We start from the raw sequence: 19522 nt of genomic DNA, 5'->3' as shown, positions 1-19522 counted from the left end.
GCGGGGCTTCCTGGGTAAAATCGGGCTTCGGAGTTCCCGCCGCGCGCCAAGGTCGAGAGCCCACAGTGAGCCGCACGGGGGCGGACGATGGCAGACGTCAACGGGCCGGACAGGGAGACGCTCGAACGGGTCGTCGCGCTGGTCGGACACTTCCAGCGCACCGGTGACCGCCGCCCGCTGGACAGCGGTGTCGCGATCTGCCGTGCGGTGCTGAGTACGGAGCCCGCCGCCGAACACGTGCGGACCACCTGGGAGTCGACCCTGCGACTGACTCTGGTGCTGCGCTGGACGGCCTTCCACGACCGGCGCGACCTGGACGAGTCGATCGAGCTGGGCCACCGGCTGATCGTGCGCCGCACCGTGCGCGAGCAGGATCTGCGCCTGCTGGGCCGTATGCTCGCGGATCGCTTCGAACTCGACGGTGACCGCCGCGACATGGAGACCGCGATCGAGGTGTCACGGCGCGCCGCCGCCATGCCCGAGGACGGTACGAACCAGCCCACGGCGACCTTGGACACCCTGTCCACCCTGCTGCTCGAACGCGCCAGACTCACCGGCAGCCCGACCGATCTCGCCGAGGCGGAGCGATTGCAGCGGCACGCCCTCAGCCTGCTGGCCGACGTTCCCGAGAACGCCGAGAGCATCGCGGCCCTTCGCAACAATCTGGCGTCCACGCTCAACCACGCCGTCAGAACACACCGTTCGCCGGACGTCGCGCGTGAGGCCGTGGCACTGTCGCGGGCGGTCCTCGCGGCAACGCCCGCCGGCCATCCGCACAGGACGACGGCACTGCTCAATCTGGCCACCGCGTCCGTCGCCAAGGCCGAACTCACCGGCACGGCCGCCGACATGGAGGACATGATCGCGGACGCCCGGGCAGCGGTCGCCGTCACACCTCCGGGACATCCCTCGCGCACCCGCGCCGCGGCCGAACTCGGCGTCGCCCTGCGCATCGCCTCCGAACACACAGAGGGCACGGCGCTGTTGGACGAGTCCGTGGCGCTGCTGCGCGAGGCGGTCGAAGGCACCGGCCGGGACAGCGCGTTACTCCCCCAGCGGCTGAACAGCCTCGGCAACGCCCTGCACCGCCTCGCTGAACGCACCGGCGACGCGGTGCTGTCGGACCAGTCGGTGGAGATCCTGCGAGCGGCCGTGGCGGAGCCGTCCCCGGATCTCCCCGACCACTTCGGCCGCTTGACCAACCTGGCCGTGGCCCTGCGCGAGCGCCATCACCAGACCGGCGATCTCGACGCCCTGCGCGAGGCGGCCGAACTGGCCCGGCTCGCCAGGCGATTCCCCCACTCCCCGGAGCAGTCCACCCTGCACCTGGCCAACCTCGGTGTCGTCCTCCAGACCTGGTACGACCGTACGGCGGACCCGAGCGCCGCCCTCGAAGCCGTCGAAACGGCCCGGCAGGTCATCGCCCTCGCCCCGCGCGACTCCGCCGAACGCGCCTCACATCTGAACCACCTCGGCAACGCCCTCCACAAGCGGTTCCTGAGCCATGGCGACCCGGCCGACCTGGACGAGTCCGCCGAGATGCTGAACCTTGCGGTGGAGGCCACGGCGTACGGCAGCCCGGAGCACGCCAGTTACCTGCACAACCTGGGCCTCACCCAGCTCGGCGCGGCCCGCTTCGCGCAGGATCCGGCACTTCTGGACCGTGCGGTGTCCACGCTCGGCCGGGCGGTGTGGGCCTCCGCCACCGGCGCGGCGCGTACCGCCGTGTATCTCCAGTCGTACGCTTCCGCGCTGCGCACCCTGCATCTCGTGGACGAGGACCCCGCCGTCCTGCGCACGGCCGAGGACGCCTACCGGCAGGTGGCGCGGATCGAGTCGCTGCCGGCCTCGCGGCGCGTCCTGGCCGCGTACGACTGGGGCGCGGCTGCGGCCGACGGGGGCAGGTGGGAGGAGGCACTCGAAGGGTTCGAACTCGCCCTCGCGCTACTGCCGTTCAGCATCACGCGGCGGCTCGCGCGCGACGACCAGGAGCACGAGCTGGTCAGCGTGCAGGGGCTCGCCGCGGACGCGGCCGCCTGCGCCGTACAGCTGGGCAGGCCCGAGCACGCCGTACTGCTTCTGGAGCAGGGGCGAGGGGTGCTGCTCGGGCAGGCGATCGCCGAGCGGGCCGAGTGGGAGCGGCTGCGCGCCGGACATCCGCTGACCGCCGAGCGCTTCGTCCATCTGCGTCGGCTGATCGAGCTGACCGACTCCCCCGCCGGGGGCGCGGACACGGCGGGCATCGCGGATCTGCGGCACACCCTCGCGGCCCGCTGGGAGCAACTGGTGACCGAGATCCGTGCGTTGCCCGGCTTCGGAGACTTCCTCGGCGCGCCGACGTACGCCGAGGTGCTGGCCTGCGCCGAGGACGGGCCCATCGCGGTGGTGTACTCCAGCGTCTACCGGAGCGATGCGCTGATCGTGCGGCCGGACGGGGTGACGCCGGTGCCGCTGCCCGGGGCGGCTCCCGAGGCACTGGACGCACAAGTAGCGCGGCTGAACGCTGCGTTGGAGACCGCGGTCGTACCCGGGCGGGAGCGGGAGGCGCAGGGCGCCATCGGTGGGGTGCTCGCCTGGACGTGGGATCACGTCACGGAACCGGTGCTCCGCGAGCTGGGGCTGCTCGACCGGCCCGCCGACGGCGCCTGGCCTCGGTTGTGGTGGTCGCCGGGCGGCGCGCTCGCGGCCCTGCCGCTGCACGCGGCGGGCCACCACGAGGAGTCGCCGGGGCCGGAGCCGCGAACGGATTCGCAGCCGCGGACCCACCCGCGTCCCCGGACCAGCACGGGGCTCAGGACTGACCCGGGGCACCACACGGCCCCCCGGCGGCAGACCGGCCCCCGCCCACGGGCCGTGCTCGACCTGGTCGTCTCCTCCTACACCCCGACCGTCCGCGCCCTTTCCTACGCCCGCACCCGCGCGTCGGGCCCCCAGCCGCCGGGCGGGCTGCTCGCGGTGGTCGTGCCCGACGCACCCGGCACCCGACCCCTCGGCGGCGTCCGCCGGGAGGTGCGGGAGCTGCGCGCCCTGTTCCCGGTTCCTGGGATGCTCGCGGGCCCGCGCGCGACGCGCGACAACGTGCTGGCCGTCCTGCCCGCCCACCCGTACGTGCACTTCGCCTGTCATGGGGTGAGCGATCCGGAGAGTCCGTCGCGGGCCCGGCTGCTCGTGCACGACCACCAGGAGCAGCCGCTGACAGTACGTCACATCTCACGCCTCGAACTGCCCGGCGCGCGGCTCGCGGTGCTGTCGACGTGCGACACGGCACGGGGTTCCGACCTGCTGGCGGACGAGGCGATCCACATCACCTCCGCCTTCCAGATCGCCGGATACCCGCACGCGATCGGCACGCTGTGGCCCGTGCACGACGCGGTGGCGGTCCGCGTGACCAGAGACCTCTACCGGGGGTTGCGAGCCGGCATACCGGCCGCGTCACTCGCCCTCGACACGGACCGGGCGGCGCTCGCGCTGCACCACGCCGTACGACAGTGCCGTACCGCCTTCCGGAACAGCCCCAGTCTGTGGGCGGCCCATGTGCACTCGGGGGCCTGACCTGCCGGAAGGTCCGAAGCGGAAGCCGACGAGAAGGAGTTGGGCGCGACATGGCCCCCTTGTGGCGCAGGAAGCGCGACGACGCACCACCGCAGCGGCAACCGGCGCCGCCCGCCGCCCCCGCCGATCCGGAACAACCGCCTGCGGCCGATCTGGTGGTGACGCTGCTGAACGACGACGGCGGGGAGGAGGAGATCGCCCGGGTCGGCATCCCGCCGCACGAGTTCTACGGTATGAAGGCGAACGCCGCCTACGAACGGCTCGGCCCCCGGCACCCCGACACCCTGCTGGCATTCCGCGACTACGCCCGTGCGCTGGCGCGGATGGAGGGACGCCGGCAGGAGGCACTCGATCGCCTCATGGACCTGGTGCGCCTCCAGACGGAGCTGCTCGGCTACGTCCACGTGGACACCCTGACGACGGCCGCCGACATCGCCGGCCTGCTGGAGAGCACGGGTGACCCCGGCAAGGCGGAGGAGGTCTGGCGCAGCGTGTGGACCAGCCGGGCCGAGCTGCTCGGCCGCGACCATCCGGACACCCTGAACAGTGCGACCGGTCTGGCCCGGACCCTGGAGGATCTCCGCCGTGAGCCAGAGGCGTTGGGGCTCCGCCGGGACGTGCTGGAACGCCGCAGGCGGCAGCTCGGGCCCGACCACCCCTTGGTGCTGTCGGACACCGGGCGGCACGCCGCCGCGCTGGTCAAGTGCGGCCGCTGGGCCGAGGCGGAGCCGGAACTGCGCTCGCTGCTCGCCCACTTGGAGCGGCGCGGCGAACTCGACGGCGAGATCGGTCTGTCCGCCCAGGCCAACCTGGGAGCCGCGCTCTGCCGCCTGGAGCGGCTCGACGAGGCCGAGTCGGTGATGCGTACCGTCCTCGCCGCCCAGCGGCGGGTCGACGGTTCCGCGCATCCGGCGGCGCAGAGCACCCGCAACAACCTCGCGGCGGTCCTGCACGCCCGGGAGCGGTACGGCGAGGCGGCCGTGCTCCTCCGCGAGGTGCTCTCCGAGACCGCCCGGAGGAAGGGCGATGGTCATCCCGAGACCTGCCACGCCCGCGACAACCTGGCCAACGCCCTGATCGACGCGGGCGAGCGCGCCGAGGCCGCCGACCTGCTGCGCCGCTGCCAGTCCGACTACGCCCGCGTGTTCGGCCCGGCCCACCCGCTGACCCGGACGGCCGCCGAACGGCTCGCATGGCTCCGGGACAACCCCTACTGAAGACCGAAGCAACGTGGCGGCCGGTTCGGTGCGCCTCTCCGAGGGCGGGCCGACCGACCTCCAGCGTCCCGCCGGGTGCCCCGGTCAGGGGGCGGCGTTCTCGTGACCGGGCTTCCCTCGGGCGCCGGGCGTCGCGCCGTGGCGCGGGATCGCGGCAGGGTGGCGGCGAGGAGGAGGGCGACGGCGACGAGGCAGGCGCCGACGCGGAAGGCGAGCCGGTAACCGCCCGTGAGAGCCGAGGTGTTGCTCGCGTCGTCGCCCAGCAGGGCGTCCGTGTGCGCGGTGGCGAGGGTGCTGAGGACCGCCTGGCCGAAGGCGCTGCCCGGCCCTCGCCGGACTCGTCGGCCGGGCGGAACGGCACGGGGCGGACATCACCGCCGCTCGGGCCGCGTACGACGCCGCGCCCTGAGGGTCCCCGACGACGGCGCCGGAGCGACGCCCCTGCGGCGAGGCGCCGCCCCTCGGTGGTGCGGGAACCGGTGCCGGATACGGTGGCCCCCTCAGCGAACAGATCCGGGAGAAGCCCCATGCCCGTCCCCCTCGGCCAGAACCTGGTGGCGCTGCTGCGCCGCCCCAGCACCTGCTACATCGCGACCACGATGCCCGACGGCTCACCCCAGCTCACCCAGACCTGGGTGGACACCGACGGCGAGTACGTCCTGATCAACAGCGTCGAGTCGCACCAGAAGACCCGCAACATCGAGCGCGACCCCCGCGTGGCCGTCGCGGTCTCCGACCCCTCGGACCCCTCGAACTACGTCCAGATCCGCGGCCGGGTCGTGAAGGTGACCAAGGAGGGCGCGGTGGAGCACATCGAGGCGCTCTCGCAGAAGTACCTCGGTGGCCCGTACCCGTGGTTCGGCGGCCGCGAGCAGGTCCGGGTGATCTACGTGATCCAGCCGGAGCGGATCAGCAGCCCGCGCGGCTGACGTCGTCGGCGTCCTGCGGCGCTGCTTGCGAGGCCGCGGCACACCCGCCTCAGAGTCTGCTCAAGTCTCTTGGCGGACAGGCCCGTTGACCCGCACGATGATCCGCATGACGGACATCAAGCACCTCAGGGACCTCACCGGCAAGCGCGAGTTCGCCCTGGTCGTCCGGGAGACGGACCTGGTGACGGCGGCACTCCGGCAGGCGCTCGCGGATGCCGCGCCCGAGGAACGGCCGGGCTTGGAGCGGGCGTTGGCCGTCGTCGCGGCCACCGCGACCGCCGACGACGACCGGCTCTGCGCCCACTGGTTCCGGGACCGGCTGGCCGCCGCCGGATTCACGGGGGACATCGGATCGGTCGCGGCCCTGAAGGCGCTGCGCCAGGCGGAGCGTGGGCTGGGCCTGCTGACGGCGGTCCGGCTGCAGAAGGCGGCGGTGGCCCACCCGGAGTGAGGGTCGAGTCCACGCCATACGGTCGACTTCTGTCACTGGGCGCTCAGTTGCGCTCGGTGAGTGAGCGGCACTCGACATTCACCCGTCAAGAGACGTCACTCCCGAAGACCTTCGTACCGGCCTCGATGCGGCTCGCCTAGCGTGCGGGCACCGGGCGGATCACGTCGCGCCGGTTCGGACGAGGTTCAAGGGGAGGATCACCATGGCGAGTGTCGAGGTTTCGCTGAAGGAGATGATGGCCGGGGTCGAGGGGGCCGTGGGCGCGGCAGTGGTCGACTACACCAGCGGCATGGCCCTGGGCACCCTGGGCGGGGGCAAGGACCTGGACCTGAACGTCGCGGCGGCGGGGAACACGGACGTGATCCGCGCCAAGGTCCGCACGATGGAGGAGCTGGGGCTCAAGAGCCAGATCGAGGACGTGCTGATCACGCTCGGCTCGCAGTACCACCTGATGCGGCTGGTCACCGGCCGCAACGGCAACGGTCTCTTCCTCTACCTGGTGCTGGACAAGTCGCGTTCCAATCTCGCGATGGCCCGCCACCAGCTCAAGCGCGTCGAAGAACAGCTTGAGGTCTGACGTCTCCTCATGTCCCGGGCCGACACATGCCCATGATGTGAAGACTTCTTCAAGTCGCGACATCAGCATGATCCCAACTCGCGGTTGCGCGCGGCCCGGGACGAGAAGGATCGCCTGTACAGGGCGTGTGGCACGCGGCGGCGCCCTCGGGTCCGCCGCCGCGTCCTGGACCGACCGTCCCCGACGCGGCAGGGAGCGAGCCCGATGCAAGTCCCCCTCTACCAGGCCAAGGCGGAGTTCTTCCGGATGCTCGGACACCCCGTGCGCATCAGGGTCCTCGAGCTGCTCCAGCACGGCCCCGTGCCGGTGCGGGACCTGCTGGCGGACATAGAGATCGAGCCGTCCAGTCTCTCCCAGCAGCTCGGCGTGCTCCGGCGGTCCGGGATCGTCGTGTCCATCCGGGAGGGCTCCACGGTGAGTTACGCGCTGGCCGGCGGCGACGTGGCCGAGCTGCTGCGCGCGGCCCGCCGCATCCTCACCGAGCTTCTGGCCGGGCAGAATCAACTCCTCGCGGAACTGCGGCAGTCGGACGCGCCCACGGCTGACGGTCCCGCGATGTCCTCACGTACGGCGCATTAGCGGAGCCCGTCCCACCGTGCGCACCTCGGCCCGGAAAGGCGGACCGCCCGCCACCGCATCCCGCTCGGGCGCCTGACTCACGTCAGGGCGGCGGCCGTCTCGCGCGCGAAGACCTCGGGGTTGTCCAGCATGATGTTGTGCCCGCAGTCGGGGACGGCGACGACCCGCACCCCGGCCTCCTCCAGCCCCTCCGTGCCCGGGAACGGCCCGTCCGCCTCGGGGAAGAGGAAGGTGCGCGGTATCGGCAGCCTCAGCAGCAGCTCGCGCATCGTCGGGGTCGTACCCCGCGTGAGCCGGACCGCGCTGCGGTGCAGGGCGGTCGGGTCGGCCAGGCGCATGGTGGCCCACCAGTGCGGGCCCGCCGTGTCACGGACCTTCTCCCAGCCGCCGTCCAGGAACTCCCGCTCCGAGAAGGCCGTGATGCCCGAGCTCCCGGGGGCGCCGGGGACGGGGGTGATCGGGTCGAGGTTGGCGTCGATCAGCACCAGCCGCGAGACAAGTCCGGGGTGACGCGCGGCCAGGACGATCGCCACCGAGCCGCCCATGCTGTGCGCGATCAGCTCGGCGCCGCTCACCCCGGCGGAGGTCAGCGCCGCGGCCAGGGCGTCGGCGTGGGACTCCAGGCTGTAGTCGAAGTCAGCCGGGCGGTCGCTGATGCCGTGGCCCAGCAGGTCGATCAGCAGCGAGCGGTGACCGGCGAGCAGCGGGTGCACGGCGGTCTCGGTGAAGTACGCGGGCGAGCTGGCGCCGAGGCCGTGGACGTAGACGCGGGGGGCGTCCCGGCCGGGCAGCTCGACCCAGCGCATGAGGTCCCCGTGGGGCGTGACGGCGGCGTGGCGCATGGTCTGCTCCTTGATCACGACGAGCGGACGAGTGTAGCCGCCCGTACGGACCGGCAGCGCGGCACCTCACCAGCGGCGCAACACCTGCTCGCCGAACCGCCCGAGCCCCTCAGCCCTGCCGGGGCAGGCGTACCACCTGGACGAAGAAGTCGTCGATCTGGCGGACCGCCGCGATGAACTGGTCCAGGTCCACCGGCTTGGTGACGTACGCGTTGGCGTGCAGCTTGTAGCTGCGCAGGATGTCCTCCTCGGCGGCGGAGGTGGTGAGGACCACGACGGGGATGTGGGCCAGATCCGGGTCGGACTTGATCCGCTCTAGGACCTGGCGGCCGTCGTACTTGGGCAGGTTGAGGTCGAGCAGGATCAGGTCGGGGCGCGGGGCGCCGGCGTGCTCGCCCTCCCGGTAGAGGAACTGGAGCGCCTCCTCTCCGTCCCGCACCACGTGGAGGGTGTTGCCGATCTTGTTGTCCTCGAACGCCTCCCGGGTCATCAGCTCGTCTCCCGGGTCGTCCTCGACCAGGAGCACGTCGATCGGGGTGGCGGAGGGGGTCGTCATGTCAGGGCCTTTTCCTGGGGTTCGGCGCCGGACTCGTCCGGGACGGGGGCGGCCGGCGGGAGGGTGAGGCAGAAGCGGGTGCCGTCCGTGCACTCGGTGTCGAGCCAGATCCTGCCTCCGTGATGTTCCACGATCTTCTTGCACAGCGCCAGTCCGATGCCCGTGCCACCGTAGGCGTCCCGGCTGTGCAGCCGCTGGAAGATGACGAAGACCTTCTCGGCGAACTCCCCGGGGATGCCGATGCCGTTGTCCTTGACGCAGATCCGGGCCATGCCGGGCTCGTCGGGGTCGGGCTCGCAGGTGACGGTGACGTGCGGCGCGCGTTCGGGGTGGCGGAACTTCAGCGCGTTGCCGATCAGGTTCTGCCAGAGCATGGCCAGCAGGGTGGGGTCGCCGACGACCTCGGGCAGTGTCTCCGGGCGGTCGATGACGGCGCCGGACTCCTCGACGGCCGCGCCCAGGTTGGCCAGTGCCTTGTCCAGCGCCGGGCCGAGGCCGGCGGGCACGCGGGCGTCGTTGACACGGCCGACGCGGGAGAAGGTGAGCAGGTCGTTGATGAGCACCTGCATACGCTTGGCGCCGTCCACGGCGAAGTCGATGTACTGCCGTCCCCGGTCGTCCAGTTGGTCGCCGTAGCGCTTCTCGAGGAGCTGGCAGAAGGAGGCGACCTTGCGCAGCGGTTCCTGGAGGTCGTGGGAGGCGACGTAGGCGAACTGCTCCAGCTCGACGTTGGAGCGGCGCAGTTCGACGGCCTGGGCGTCGAGGTCGGCGGTCTGCCGGGCGAGGACGCGCTCCTTGTCGCGGGAGGCGTCGAGTTCGGCGACGATGCGCTTGCGCATCCCTTCCACGTCGTCGGCGAGCGCGGTCAGGTCGGCGGGTCCGCCGCTGGTGATGACGTGAGCGAAGTCACCGCCCGACACGCGGCGGGAGGCGGTGCCGAGGGTCGCCAGCGGGCGGGCGACCAGCGTGCGGACGAGGAAGGCGAGGGCGATGCCGGTGAGCAGGAAGGCGGCCACCATCCCGCCGAGCACCGAGTTGCGCACGGTGCGTTCGTGGGCGATCTCGGCGCGGCCGTCGCGGACGGTGCGGGCGAGGTCGGCGTTCTGCTTCGCCCAGGTGGCGCGCAGGTGGTCGAAGTTCCGCCGGCCGTGTTCGGCGGTGGTCTTGTCGACGCGCTTGGGCTCGCCGGGGGTGACGGAGGCGGCCATCGGCTCGGCGTAGGCGCGGCGCCAGTCCGCCGCCTGCCGCTCGACGGCTTCCAGGTCCGCGAGCAGGGCGGGCTGGTCCCCGATGAGCTCGCGCAGCCGGGCGGCGGAGCGGGCCTCGTCGTTCTTGCCCTGGGTGTAGGGGGCGAGGAACTGCCGGTCGGCGGCGATCGCGTAGCCGCGGATGCCGGTCTCCTGGTTGACCAGGGCGGCCTGGAGCCGGTACGCCTCCGTCTGGGCGGGCTGGACGCGCAGGAGCAGCCCGTCGGTGGCCTCGGCCGTGCGGCCGAGCAGATTGGCGCCGATCACCGTGCCGACCACCACGAGCAGGGCCATCAGCGCCAGCACGAGCTGGAACCAGCCCTGCACCGTCAGGCTGCGCCGGCGGGCGCGCTTGTCGTTCCTCACCGTGTGCTCCGACTCCGTATGCGTCACTTCTGGTTCCAGCTCACGTGGACGACGGCCACGTCGTCCGCGAGTCCGCCGCGTTCCTCGGCCAGGCCCTCGGCGCGGTTGATCAGGGTGTCCACGAAGTCCTCGGCGGGCAGCGTGGCCGACTCCCGGGCGAGGGCGAGCAGGCCGTCCTCGCCGAGGCGTTCGGTGCCCCGGCTGACGTGCCCTTCGAACAGGCCGTCGGTGAACATCACCACGGACGCGCCGGGCGGCACCGGCAGCTCGGCGGTCGGCCAGCCGGCCACCCCGGGGATCATGCCGAGGGCGGGTCCGCCGGGCACCTCGACCCAGTCCACCTGGGTGCCGGTACGGCGCAGCAGGCCGGGGTGTCCGGCGCGTACGACGCTGGCGCTGGGGGCGCCGGGGACGGCGGCGAGGCTCACCAGAGTGGCGAAGACCTCGTCCCGGGCGCGCTCGGCGACCAGCAGCTCCTCCAGGCGGGCGACCTGTTCGGCGCCGGTGACGCCGCTGAGGACGAGGGTGCGCCAGGCGATACGCAGGGCGACGCCGAGGGCGGCCTCGTCGGGGCCGTGCCCGGAGACGTCGCCGACCAGGGCGTGGACGGCGCCGTCGGCGCTCTGCACGATGTCGTAGAAGTCACCGCCGAGCAGTGCCTGGGCGCGGCCCGGGCGGTAGCGGGCCACCACCTCGACGCCCCCGGCGCGCAGCAGCGGGCGGGGCAGCAGGCCGCGTTCCAGGCGGGCGTTCTCCCTGGCCTGCATCTGGCTGGCCTGGAGGGCGACGGCGGACTGCTCGGCCTGCTTGCGCTGGATCGCGTAGCGCACGGCGCGACCGAAGAGTTCGGGTTCGACGCGGCCCTTGACGAGGTAGTCCTGGGCGCCGGCCGTGACGGCGGCGAGGCCGGTCTGCTCCTCGGCGAGGCCGGTGAGGACGACGACGGCGACCTGGTCGGCGTACGACTGCACCATGGACAGGGCCTCAAGTCCCTGGGCGTCGGGAAGGTGCAGGTCGAGGAGCACGCAGTCGGGCACCTCGGCGGCGAGCACGTCGGCGGCCTCGGTCATCGAGCGCACCCAGCGCAGGCTCATCTTGAGCGCGCTGTCGGTGACCAGTTCCTCCACCAGGAGGGCGTCACCGGGGTCGTCCTCGATGAGGAGCACCGACGGCTCTCTGCCGTCCCACTCCCCGGCGACCCGTGCCGTCGGCACGAGCCGCGCAGCACCCGTACGCGACGTCACCATGGTCCCGCCTCTCCCACCCTTACCCGTCGCCTACGCTCAGTGGACGCCGACCGCCAGCAGCCGAGCATACTCATCGCCGGCAACCGGTGGTCACCAGTCCCCTATGCCCAGGCAGCGGGAAAGCGATCCGGGCATGATGGTGATCATGGAGACAGCAGTGGATACGGAGTGGATCAGCGTCGCGGCCTACGAGAACCTGCCGGGCGCCGTCCGGCCGCTGGCGGCCGCGCGCGCTTGACTGCGCGACCGCGGCATCGACTGGATGCCCTTCGCCCCCGACGAGATCGGCTGGCAGCACGCCTGCGGGATCGGCGCCGACGGCCACTGGCACGGCTGGTTCGACGTCCGTGTCGACGCCGACGCGCTCCGGCGACTCGGGCTGCATCCCGACCAGCCCACCGCCGAGGTGGACGGGCCGTCCCCGCCGGGGTGGTGGCACGCGGCGGCGGAGCGGCGCGCTCGATGAGCACGCCGCTCGGCAGCGCTGGAGGACGTTCCGGTCAGCCTCGCGCCGCCGCCTGCCTCAGTGCCACGTTCAGCTCCAGGACGTTCACCCGGGGTTCGCCGATGAAGCCGAGCGTCCGCTTCTCCGTGTGTGCGTCGACCAGTCGACGCACGAGGGAGACGGGGAGGTCGCTGTAGGCGGCCACGCGGCGGACCTGGAGGAGGGCGTAGCGGGGGGAGATGTCGGGGTCGAGGCCGGAGCCGGAGGAGGTCACCGCGTCCGGCGGGACGTCGGCCGGGGCGACCGGGTGGCCGGGGACCGAGTTGTCGCGGGCGACGGCGGCGCGGGCGGTCAGGACCTGGGCGCAGAGGGTGCCCTCCTCGGGGACCGCCGGGCAACGGCCGCGTACGGCGCCGCTGTCGGCGGCGAGGTTGGTCGCACCGGAGAGCAGCAGGTGGTACCGGGTGTTGACGCTGTTGACACCGAGCCCGTTCGCCGGGCGCCCCTGGAACCAGCGGAGGTCGGGACGCGGCGCGTTCTCGCCCTTCCTGCGCGGGAGGTCGTAGGACTGGCCGATGAGGGAGGAGCCGACGGTACGGCCGTCCGCCCGGACCTCGGAGCCGTTGGCCGCGCCGCGGAACAGCGACTGGGCGACGCCGGTGATGGCGAGGGGGTACAGCACGCCGGTGAGCACGCTGAGCACCAGCAGCGCCCGCAGGCCGGCGCCGAGCAACCGGGCCGTGGTGGCAAGGGAGTTGTTCATGTCGTCATCCGATCCCGGGGATCAGCGAGAGAAGGAGGTCGATGAGTTTGATGCCGGCGAAGGGCGCGACGAGACCGCCGAGTCCGTAGACGGCGAGATTGCGCCGCAGCATCCGGTCCGCGCCGACGGGCCGGTAGCGGACACCGCGCAGGGCGAGCGGCACCAGGGCGACGATGACCAGTGCGTTGAAGATCACAGCCGAGAGGATCGCGGAGTCCGGCGAGGAGAGTCGCATCACATTGAGCGCGTCCAGGCCGGGATAGACCGCCGCGAACAGCGCCGGGATGATCGCGAAGTACTTCGCGACGTCGTTGGCGATGGAGAACGTCGTCAGCGCGCCCCGGGTGATCAGGAGCTGTTTGCCGATCTGGACGACCTCGATCAGCTTGGTCGGGTCGGAGTCGAGGTCGACCATGTTGCCGGCCTCCTTGGCGGCCGACGTACCGGTGTTCATCGCCACCCCCACGTCCGCCTGGGCCAGCGCGGGCGCGTCGTTGGTGCCGTCGCCGGTCATCGCGACGAGCTTGCCGCCCGACTGCTCCCGTTTGATCAGGGCCCTCTTGTCCTCGGGAGTGGCCTCCGCGAGGAAGTCGTCCACGCCCGCCTCCTCCGCGATGGCCTTCGCGGTCAGCGGGTTGTCCCCGGTGATCATGACCGTACGGATGCCCATGCGGCGCAGTTCCGCGAACCGCTCCCGCATCCCGTCCTTGACCACGTCCTTGAGGTGGACGACACCGAGGACGCGCGCTCCCCTGTCGTCGCGCACGGCGACCAGCAGCGGGGTGCCTCCGGCGCGGGAGATGCGGTCCACGACCGCCTCCGCGTCGTCGGCCACGGAGCCGCCGCGCTCGCGCACCCAGGCGACGACCGAACCGGCCGCGCCCTTGCGGATCTCGCGTCCCGCCACGTCGACCCCGGACATGCGGGTCCTGGCGGAGAAGGCGACCCATTCCGCGCCCGTCAGCTCACCCTGGTGCCGCTCGCGCAGCCCGTACCGCTCCTTGGCGAGGACGACGACGGAGCGGCCCTCGGGGGTCTCGTCGGCGAGCGAGGAGAGCTGGGCGGCGTCCGCGAGTTCGGGCTCGGTGGTGCCCCGCACGGGCACGAACTCGGCCGCTCTGCGGTTGCCGAGGGTGATGGTGCCGGTCTTGTCGAGCAGCAGGGTGGACACGTCACCGGCCGCCTCGACGGCTCTCCCGGACATGGCCAGGACGTTGCGCTGGACGAGCCGGTCCATGCCCGCGATGCCGATCGCGGAGAGCAGCGCGCCGATGGTCGTCGGGATCAGACACACCAGCAGGGCGATCAGGACGACGAGGGTGAGGTGGGTGCCCGCGTAGTCCGCGAACGGCGGCAGCGTGGCGCAGGCCAGCAGGAACACGATGGTCAGCGAGGCGAGCAGGATGTCGAGCGCGATCTCGTTGGGCGTCTTCTGCCGGGCCGCTCCTTCGACCAGGCCGATCATCCGGTCGACGAAGGTCTCGCCGGGCCGGGTGGTGATCCGGACGACGACGCGGTCGGAGAGCACCCGGGTGCCACCGGTCACCGCGCTGCGGTCACCGCCGGACTCGCGGATGACCGGCGCCGACTCGCCCGTGATCGCGGACTCGTCCACCGACGCCACGCCTTCGACCACGTCCCCGTCGCCGGGCACGATGTCCCCGGCCTCGCAGACCACCAGGTCACCGATGTCGAGGGCGGTGCCGGGCACCCGCTCCTCGCGCCCGTCGGTCAGCCGTCGGGCCACCGCGTCCGTCCTGGCCCGGCGCAGACTGTCGGCCTGCGCCTTGCCCCGGCCCTCCGCGACCGCCTCCGCCAGGTTGGCGAAGAGCACGGTCAGCCAGAGCCAGGCGCTGATCGCCCAGCCGAACCAGTCGGTGGGGTCGGTGAGGGAGGACCCCGTGGTCAGGACCGAGCCGATCCAGACGACGAACATCACGGGCGACTTGACCATGACGCGCGGATCGAGTTTCCGGGCGGCGTCCGGCAGCGACCTGATCAACTGCCGGGGGTCGAACAGACCCGCGCCTACCCGGTCCCGTGCCTCACGCGGCGGGGCGGGCGGTTCCAGACGGGGGGTGCGGGCGGGGGTGAGTGCGGACATCGCGTCCTCTTGCCTGTCCATACGAGTGGTCATCACGCCAGCCCTTCGGCGAGCGGACCCAGCGCGAGCGCCGGGAAGTAGGTCAGCCCGGTGACGATCAGGATCGCCCCGACCAGCAATCCGGTGAACAGCGGTTTCTCGGTGCGCAGGGTGCCCGCGGTGACCGGCACCGGCCGCTGCGCGGCGAGCGATCCGGCGAGCGCGAGCACGAACACCATCGGCAGGAACCGGCCGAGCAGCATCGCGAACCCGGTGGTGACGTTGAACCAGTCGGTGTTCGCGTTCAGCCCGGCGAAGGCCGAGCCGTTGTTGTTCGCCGCCGAGGTGAAGGCGTACAGCACCTCGGAGAAGCCGTGCGCCCCGGAGTTGAGCATCGAGTGCGGCGGGGTCGGCAGCGCCATGGAGGCGGCGGTGAAGACCAGCACCAGGGCCGGGGTGACGAGGATGTAGCAGGCGGCGAGCTTCATCTCGCGCGCGCCGATCTTCTTGCCCAGGTACTCGGGGGTGCGGCCGACCATCAGACCGGCCAGGAACACCGCGATCACCGCCATGATCAACATGCCGTAGAGGCCGGAGCCGGTGCCGCCGGGCGCGATCTCGCCCAGCATCATGCCGAGCATGGTGAGGCCGCCGCCGAGTCCGGTGAAGGAGGAGTGGAAGGAGTCCACCGCGCCGGTCGAGGTGAGCGTGGTCGAGGCGGCGAAGATCGACGAGGCGCCGATGCCGAAGCGGACCTCCTTGCCCTCGGTCGCGCCGCCGGCCGCCTGGAGCGCGGGGCCGTGGTGGGCGAACTCGGTGGCCGTCATCAGCGCGGTGAAGCCGAGCCAGATGACGCCCATGGTGGCGAGGATCGCGTACCCCTGCCGCACCGAGCCGACGAGCACGCCGAAGGTGCGGGTCAGCGAGAACGGGATCACCAGGATCAGGAAGATCTCGAACAGGTTGGTGAAGGGGGTCGGGTTCTCGAAGGGGTGGGCGCTGTTGGCGTTGAAGTAGCCGCCGCCGTTGGTGCCCAGCTCCTTGATGGCCTCCTGGGAGGCGACGGCGCCGCCGTTCCACTGCTGGGTGCCGCCCAGGAACTGTCCGACCTCGTGGACGCCGGAGAAGTTCTGGATGGCTCCGCAGGCGACCAGCACGAGGGCGGCGAGCACGGCCAGCGGCAGCAGGATGCGTACCGTTCCGCGCACCAAGTCGGCCCAGAAGTTGCCCAGTTCACCGGTACGAGACCGGGCGAAGCCGCGTACGAGCGCCACCGCCACGGCCATGCCCACGGCGGCGGAGACGAAGTTCTGCACCGCGAGACCGGCGGTCTGCACGACGTGCCCCATGGTCTGTTCGCCGTAGTAGGACTGCCAGTTGGTGTTCGTCACGAAGGAGACGGCCGTGTTGAACGACTGCGTCGGCGACACCGAGGAGAAGCCGAGCGAGCCGGGCAGCAGGCCCTGGAGCCGCTGGAGGAGATAGAGGAAGAGGACACCGGCGGCCGAGAAGGCGAGGACCGCCCGCAGATAGGCGGGCCAGGTCATGCCGGTGCCGGGGTCGGCGCCTATGCCCTGGTAGATCCACCGCTCCAGGCGCAGATGTCTGCGGGAGTCGTAGACCCGGGCCATGTAGGTGCCGAGGGGGACGTGGACGAGCGCGAGCGCGCCCGTCAGGGCGAGCAACTGGAGCACGCCCGCGAGTACGGGACTCATGGCCGCGCTCAGAACCTCTCCGGGAAGATCAGGGCGAGGACGAGATAGGCGAGGAGGGCGACGGCCACGACGAGACCGACGACGTTCTCGGTGGTCACAGCTTCGTCACCCCCTTGGCGACGAGGGCCACCAGCGCGAAACCCGCGAGGACGGCGAGAACGAGGGCCGTATCGGCCATCTTGGACTCCCGAAGGGAAAGGTTTGATCGCTTACCCTCCGAGCAAACCCCTCCGCCGGCCCCTCCGGCCCCCACGTTGACAGTCCTCTTACGCCCCCGGGCCCGCCCTTGACGAGCTTCTTACGACGAGGCCCGCTCCCGCCGGCCGGGCCCGCGCTCTCCTACGTCGGGAGCCGGGCACACTCCTCGCCTGTCGTGCGACAGTCGGCATCAGCACCGCATCGGCACGGACGGCCACCACCGCCGTGCACAGGGACACGGCGCAGTTCGGCCGTGGCCGCGCCCACGGCGATCACCGCGAGCACGCACAGCAGACCGCCGCTGACGAGCGCCGTCGTACCGGTGGTGACCGAGGCGACGAAGCCGCCGCGCAGGTTGCCGAGGTCGGGGCCGGCCTGGCCCACGATCTGCTCGGCGGCGCCGACGCGCCCGAGCAGCGCGCGCGGGGTGTGTGCCTGGACCACGGTGCTCCGGGCCACGACGGAGACCGTGTCGGCGGCGCCCGCGAGGACGAGGAAGGCCAGCCCGAGCCAGGGGTCGCCCGCCAGTGCGAAGAGGATCAGCGCGGCTCCCCAGGCGGCGGAGGCGAGGAGCATGACCAGCCCGGGGCGCGGGCTGCGGGTGAACGTCCCGGACAGCAGGGACGCGGCCACGCCGCCGACGGCGACTGCGCTGAGGAAGAGCCCGAGGGTGCGCGGATCGCCGCCGAACCGTTCCGCGTTGACCAGCGGGAACAGGCTGATCGGCATGGACAGCACGGTCGCGGCGAGGTCGGTGAGCAGGGCCCCGCGGATGACGGGGGTGCGCACGACGAAGGCCAGACCGTCCCGCACGCCGCGCAGACCGGGCCGGGCGGCCTCGGCGTCGCCGTCCGGGCTCATCGGGGGCAGGCCGAGGGCGCCGAAGAGGGCGGCGAGGAAGGTGAGGGAGTCGATCAGAAAGCACCCGCCGACCCCCACCCCGCTCACCAGCAGGCCGCCCAGCGCGGGCCCGGCCAGCATCGCGGCCTGGGAGGCGATGCGCCGCAGTGCGAGCCCGGCCGCGCGCTGGTGCTCGGGCAGCAGATGCGGCACGAACGTCCGCGAGACCGGCGCCCCTCCGGCGACGAAGCAGGACTGGAGCGCGACGAGCCCCAGCACACCGGCGGGCGGCAGATGCCCGAGGAACCCCTGGAGCGCGAGGAGCAGGGAACAGAGTGCCTGGCCTACGGTCGTCCACAGGTAGAAGCGGCGGCGGTCCACCCGGTCGGCCAGCGCCCCCGCGAAGAGCCCGAGCCCGACGAGCGGCACCGCCTGTGCCAGCCCGACGGCACCGGTCCACGCCGTGCTGCCGGTCGTCAGCCAGATCTGGAACATCACGGCGACGGCCGTCATCTGGCCGCCGAACCCGGACAGCGTCTGCCCCAGCCACAACCGCCGGAAGACGGGCGACGACCGCAGCGGGGTCATGTCCAGCAGCACGCGTTGCAGGCCCATGACCGGCCAGTCTGCCGCAACGGCGGACGCGTTCACGCCACGTGCCCCGAACCGGTCGCCCTCTCCCCCGACCGGCATGACCCCGACCATGCCGGGGCAGTCTGAGCAAGCCCGCCGTATCCACCCGAGAGGTGCCGAAATGCCCGCCGACGAAACCGACTTCCCGCCCGCGACGGGCGGGCGAATCCTGAACGTCATCGGCGTCCATCTGTACGCGGAGGACCCGGAGGGACGGGTCCTGCTCGGCCGGCGTCATCCCGACTCAGCCTACGAGGGCGGCAGTTGGCACTTCCTGGCGGTTCATTAGGCAAGCCGGTTGTCGGAACTACAGTTGTCGGGAACTCCTCGGCCTTCATGGCTCGTCCTGCCGGGCATGACTGGCAAGCATCCGTAGACTTGTGCAGCGAAGGGCCGTCTCCCCCATTGCGAGTGCTCTTCCCCCGCGCCGCGAAGTGACCTGCGCCAGACGACGCTGGCCAGGTCGTAGGCGCTGCTAGCGCAGACCGGGACTGACGGATAGACCGAGTAGCGCGAGGAGGCTGGCGATCATGTCGTCGAAGAGTGCGCGGTAGTCGCCAAAGGCGTAATCCAAGTGACCGAAGGCTGCCATGCATGTGATCCCGTAGATCTGGCGCCAGCAGGTGAGCATCAGATACGCCACGCCTGTTGGCAGGTGTGGGCAGACCTGGGCGCGGTACGCCTCGAGCTGACCGCGCAGGGCAGCGGGAATTTCGTCGTCTGCTGGGAAGGCGAGTCCTCCGCGTCGCCACAGCTGCTCGAACACCTTGGCGAAGACTCCGCCCAGTTCGCGGGCGATGACCCGGGGGACATCACCTCCGGAACTGGACGCTTTGGGGTAGGCCGAGCCCATTAGTAGATCGAATGCCGCGCGGTTGGCAACCGACCAGTCGAAGACGGCGAGGGTGCCTGCATGCAGCTGGGCGCTGAGGTCGTCTGCGTCCTGTCGCTGTGCGGCAGCTGCGACCGTAGAGATCAGCTCGGCAGTGAGATCGCCGTAAAGTGCCCGAACCAGCCCGTCGCGCCCCGCGAAGTACCGGTAGAGAGCCGGAGGACTCACTCCGACCGCCCGTGCCACGGCAGCCAGGGTCAGTCCGTCGATACCCTCTGCGGCCGCGATCTCGCGGGCGGCACGATGTGTGTCGAGCAGAAGCTGTTCACGCTGGCGTTCCCGGCGGGTGCCGGCCGTCCCCATGCCATCCATGGCGAATCCCCCTCCAACGTGGCTCTGCTGCTGCGCCTTCCAGCACCCGTTCATTCGAACGCCCGTACGTGGCAGGTG

At 71.9% G+C, this 19522-nt stretch carries 18 protein-coding genes; 8 read left to right on the top strand and 10 right to left on the bottom strand.

Annotation, left to right across the window (positions count from 1 at the left end):
• The first annotated feature begins 87 nt into the window (after nucleotides 1-87).
• The 6 genes from ACWEEU_RS15425 to ACWEEU_RS15400 all read left to right on the top strand — a co-directional run bounded on the left by ACWEEU_RS15425 (nucleotide 88) and on the right by ACWEEU_RS15400 (nucleotide 7305).
• On the top strand, nucleotides 88-3552 hold the full coding sequence (locus tag ACWEEU_RS15425; RefSeq protein ID WP_451732474.1) for a CHAT domain-containing protein: 3465 nt from the start codon (nucleotides 88-90) through the stop codon (nucleotides 3550-3552).
• Between the two features lie 50 nt (nucleotides 3553-3602).
• Nucleotides 3603-4769 (top strand): tetratricopeptide repeat protein, encoded by a 1167-nt coding sequence (locus tag ACWEEU_RS15420; protein WP_451732471.1) that lies wholly within the window; start codon nucleotides 3603-3605, stop codon nucleotides 4767-4769.
• 527 nt (nucleotides 4770-5296) lie between these two features.
• Nucleotides 5297-5698 carry a PPOX class F420-dependent oxidoreductase gene (locus ACWEEU_RS15415; RefSeq protein WP_451732468.1) on the top strand — a complete coding sequence of 134 codons (402 nt, stop codon included), beginning with the start codon at nucleotides 5297-5299 and terminating at the stop codon, nucleotides 5696-5698.
• Nucleotides 5699-5804: 106 nt separating this feature from the next.
• Nucleotides 5805-6149 carry a hypothetical protein gene (locus tag ACWEEU_RS15410; protein WP_451732465.1) on the top strand — a complete coding sequence of 115 codons (345 nt, stop codon included), beginning with the start codon at nucleotides 5805-5807 and terminating at the stop codon, nucleotides 6147-6149.
• Between the two features lie 202 nt (nucleotides 6150-6351).
• On the top strand, nucleotides 6352-6726 hold the full coding sequence (locus ACWEEU_RS15405; RefSeq protein ID WP_385739550.1) for a roadblock/LC7 domain-containing protein: 375 nt from the start codon (nucleotides 6352-6354) through the stop codon (nucleotides 6724-6726).
• Nucleotides 6727-6930: 204 nt separating this feature from the next.
• The gene (locus ACWEEU_RS15400; protein WP_385739553.1) at nucleotides 6931-7305 is read left to right on the top strand and encodes an ArsR/SmtB family transcription factor; all 375 of its coding nucleotides are present in this window, start codon (nucleotides 6931-6933) and stop codon (nucleotides 7303-7305) included.
• A 77-nt stretch (nucleotides 7306-7382) separates the two neighbouring features.
• Here the strand turns inward: ACWEEU_RS15400 and ACWEEU_RS15395 are convergent, their stop codons facing one another.
• The 4 genes from ACWEEU_RS15395 to ACWEEU_RS15380 form a co-directional block, all read right to left on the bottom strand.
• Nucleotides 7383-8147, bottom strand: coding sequence for an alpha/beta fold hydrolase (locus ACWEEU_RS15395; RefSeq protein ID WP_451732732.1), 765 nt, complete (start codon nucleotides 8145-8147; stop codon nucleotides 7383-7385).
• Nucleotides 8148-8256: 109 nt separating this feature from the next.
• The gene (locus tag ACWEEU_RS15390; RefSeq protein ID WP_385739556.1) at nucleotides 8257-8703 is read right to left on the bottom strand and encodes a response regulator; all 447 of its coding nucleotides are present in this window, start codon (nucleotides 8701-8703) and stop codon (nucleotides 8257-8259) included.
• Entirely contained in the window at nucleotides 8700-10244 is a 1545-nt protein-coding gene (locus tag ACWEEU_RS15385; protein ID WP_451732729.1) for a sensor histidine kinase, read from the bottom strand. The genes ACWEEU_RS15390 and ACWEEU_RS15385 overlap by 4 nt, the downstream gene beginning before the upstream one ends.
• Before the next feature lie 95 nt (nucleotides 10245-10339).
• Nucleotides 10340-11563 carry a PP2C family protein-serine/threonine phosphatase gene (locus tag ACWEEU_RS15380; protein WP_385739559.1) on the bottom strand — a complete coding sequence of 408 codons (1224 nt, stop codon included), beginning with the start codon at nucleotides 11561-11563 and terminating at the stop codon, nucleotides 10340-10342.
• 262 nt (nucleotides 11564-11825) lie between these two features.
• Here ACWEEU_RS15380 and ACWEEU_RS15375 point away from each other — a divergent pair, with 262 nt between their 5' ends.
• Nucleotides 11826-12029, top strand: a complete 204-nt coding sequence (locus ACWEEU_RS15375; protein WP_451732460.1) for a hypothetical protein — start codon at nucleotides 11826-11828, stop codon at nucleotides 12027-12029.
• A gap of 34 nt (nucleotides 12030-12063) precedes the next feature.
• On the opposite strand, the gene ACWEEU_RS15370 is transcribed toward ACWEEU_RS15375, so the two are convergent.
• The 5 genes from ACWEEU_RS15370 to ACWEEU_RS15350 form a co-directional block, all read right to left on the bottom strand.
• Nucleotides 12064-12771, bottom strand: coding sequence for a potassium-transporting ATPase subunit C (locus ACWEEU_RS15370; RefSeq protein WP_451732457.1), 708 nt, complete (start codon nucleotides 12769-12771; stop codon nucleotides 12064-12066).
• A gap of 4 nt (nucleotides 12772-12775) precedes the next feature.
• Nucleotides 12776-14875, bottom strand: coding sequence for a potassium-transporting ATPase subunit KdpB (gene kdpB, locus ACWEEU_RS15365; protein ID WP_451732726.1), 2100 nt, complete (start codon nucleotides 14873-14875; stop codon nucleotides 12776-12778).
• Nucleotides 14876-14907: 32 nt separating this feature from the next.
• Complete coding sequence (kdpA, locus tag ACWEEU_RS15360; RefSeq protein ID WP_451732454.1) at nucleotides 14908-16569, bottom strand: potassium-transporting ATPase subunit KdpA; 1662 nt, start codon at nucleotides 16567-16569, stop codon at nucleotides 14908-14910.
• Nucleotides 16570-16577: 8 nt separating this feature from the next.
• Nucleotides 16578-16667, bottom strand: coding sequence for a K(+)-transporting ATPase subunit F (gene kdpF, locus ACWEEU_RS15355; RefSeq protein ID WP_199582170.1), 90 nt, complete (start codon nucleotides 16665-16667; stop codon nucleotides 16578-16580).
• A 241-nt stretch (nucleotides 16668-16908) separates the two neighbouring features.
• Nucleotides 16909-18222 carry an MFS transporter gene (locus ACWEEU_RS15350; protein WP_451732450.1) on the bottom strand — a complete coding sequence of 438 codons (1314 nt, stop codon included), beginning with the start codon at nucleotides 18220-18222 and terminating at the stop codon, nucleotides 16909-16911.
• Between the two features lie 139 nt (nucleotides 18223-18361).
• Here ACWEEU_RS15350 and ACWEEU_RS15345 point away from each other — a divergent pair, with 139 nt between their 5' ends.
• Entirely contained in the window at nucleotides 18362-18529 is a 168-nt protein-coding gene (locus tag ACWEEU_RS15345; RefSeq protein ID WP_451732447.1) for a hypothetical protein, read from the top strand.
• Between the two features lie 186 nt (nucleotides 18530-18715).
• Here the strand turns inward: ACWEEU_RS15345 and ACWEEU_RS15340 are convergent, their stop codons facing one another.
• Nucleotides 18716-19444 (bottom strand): TetR/AcrR family transcriptional regulator, encoded by a 729-nt coding sequence (locus ACWEEU_RS15340; RefSeq protein ID WP_237490295.1) that lies wholly within the window; start codon nucleotides 19442-19444, stop codon nucleotides 18716-18718.
• Nucleotides 19445-19522 lie beyond the last annotated feature (78 nt).

Source organism: Streptomyces sp. NPDC005004, from assembly GCF_053600675.1.
Note: the sequence above shows the minus strand (reverse complement) of the source record. Positions and strands in the feature narration are given on the sequence as shown.

Bases quoted from the DNA above. Each gene is read 5' to 3' on its own strand.
- ACWEEU_RS15340 (WP_237490295.1), bottom strand. From the start codon at position 19,444: ATGGATGGCATGGGGACGGCCGGCACCCGCCGGGAACGCCAGCGTGAA.
- ACWEEU_RS15345 (WP_451732447.1), top strand. From the start codon at position 18,362: ATGCCCGCCGACGAAACCGACTTCCCGCCCGCGACGGGCGGGCGAATC.
- ACWEEU_RS15370 (WP_451732457.1), bottom strand. From the start codon at position 12,771: ATGAACAACTCCCTTGCCACCACGGCCCGGTTGCTCGGCGCCGGCCTG.
- ACWEEU_RS15375 (WP_451732460.1), top strand. From the start codon at position 11,826: ATGCCCTTCGCCCCCGACGAGATCGGCTGGCAGCACGCCTGCGGGATC.
- ACWEEU_RS15385 (WP_451732729.1), bottom strand. From the start codon at position 10,244: ATGGCCCTGCTCGTGGTGGTCGGCACGGTGATCGGCGCCAATCTGCTC.
- kdpA (WP_451732454.1), bottom strand. From the start codon at position 16,569: ATGAGTCCCGTACTCGCGGGCGTGCTCCAGTTGCTCGCCCTGACGGGC.
- ACWEEU_RS15380 (WP_385739559.1), bottom strand. From the start codon at position 11,563: ATGGTGACGTCGCGTACGGGTGCTGCGCGGCTCGTGCCGACGGCACGG.
- ACWEEU_RS15420 (WP_451732471.1), top strand. From the start codon at position 3,603: ATGGCCCCCTTGTGGCGCAGGAAGCGCGACGACGCACCACCGCAGCGG.
- ACWEEU_RS15400 (WP_385739553.1), top strand. From the start codon at position 6,931: ATGCAAGTCCCCCTCTACCAGGCCAAGGCGGAGTTCTTCCGGATGCTC.
- ACWEEU_RS15395 (WP_451732732.1), bottom strand. From the start codon at position 8,147: ATGCGCCACGCCGCCGTCACGCCCCACGGGGACCTCATGCGCTGGGTC.
- ACWEEU_RS15415 (WP_451732468.1), top strand. From the start codon at position 5,297: ATGCCCGTCCCCCTCGGCCAGAACCTGGTGGCGCTGCTGCGCCGCCCC.
- ACWEEU_RS15390 (WP_385739556.1), bottom strand. From the start codon at position 8,703: ATGACGACCCCCTCCGCCACCCCGATCGACGTGCTCCTGGTCGAGGAC.
- ACWEEU_RS15410 (WP_451732465.1), top strand. From the start codon at position 5,805: ATGACGGACATCAAGCACCTCAGGGACCTCACCGGCAAGCGCGAGTTC.
- kdpB (WP_451732726.1), bottom strand. From the start codon at position 14,875: ATGTCCGCACTCACCCCCGCCCGCACCCCCCGTCTGGAACCGCCCGCC.
- ACWEEU_RS15350 (WP_451732450.1), bottom strand. From the start codon at position 18,222: ATGGGCCTGCAACGCGTGCTGCTGGACATGACCCCGCTGCGGTCGTCG.
- ACWEEU_RS15425 (WP_451732474.1), top strand. From the start codon at position 88: ATGGCAGACGTCAACGGGCCGGACAGGGAGACGCTCGAACGGGTCGTC.
- ACWEEU_RS15405 (WP_385739550.1), top strand. From the start codon at position 6,352: ATGGCGAGTGTCGAGGTTTCGCTGAAGGAGATGATGGCCGGGGTCGAG.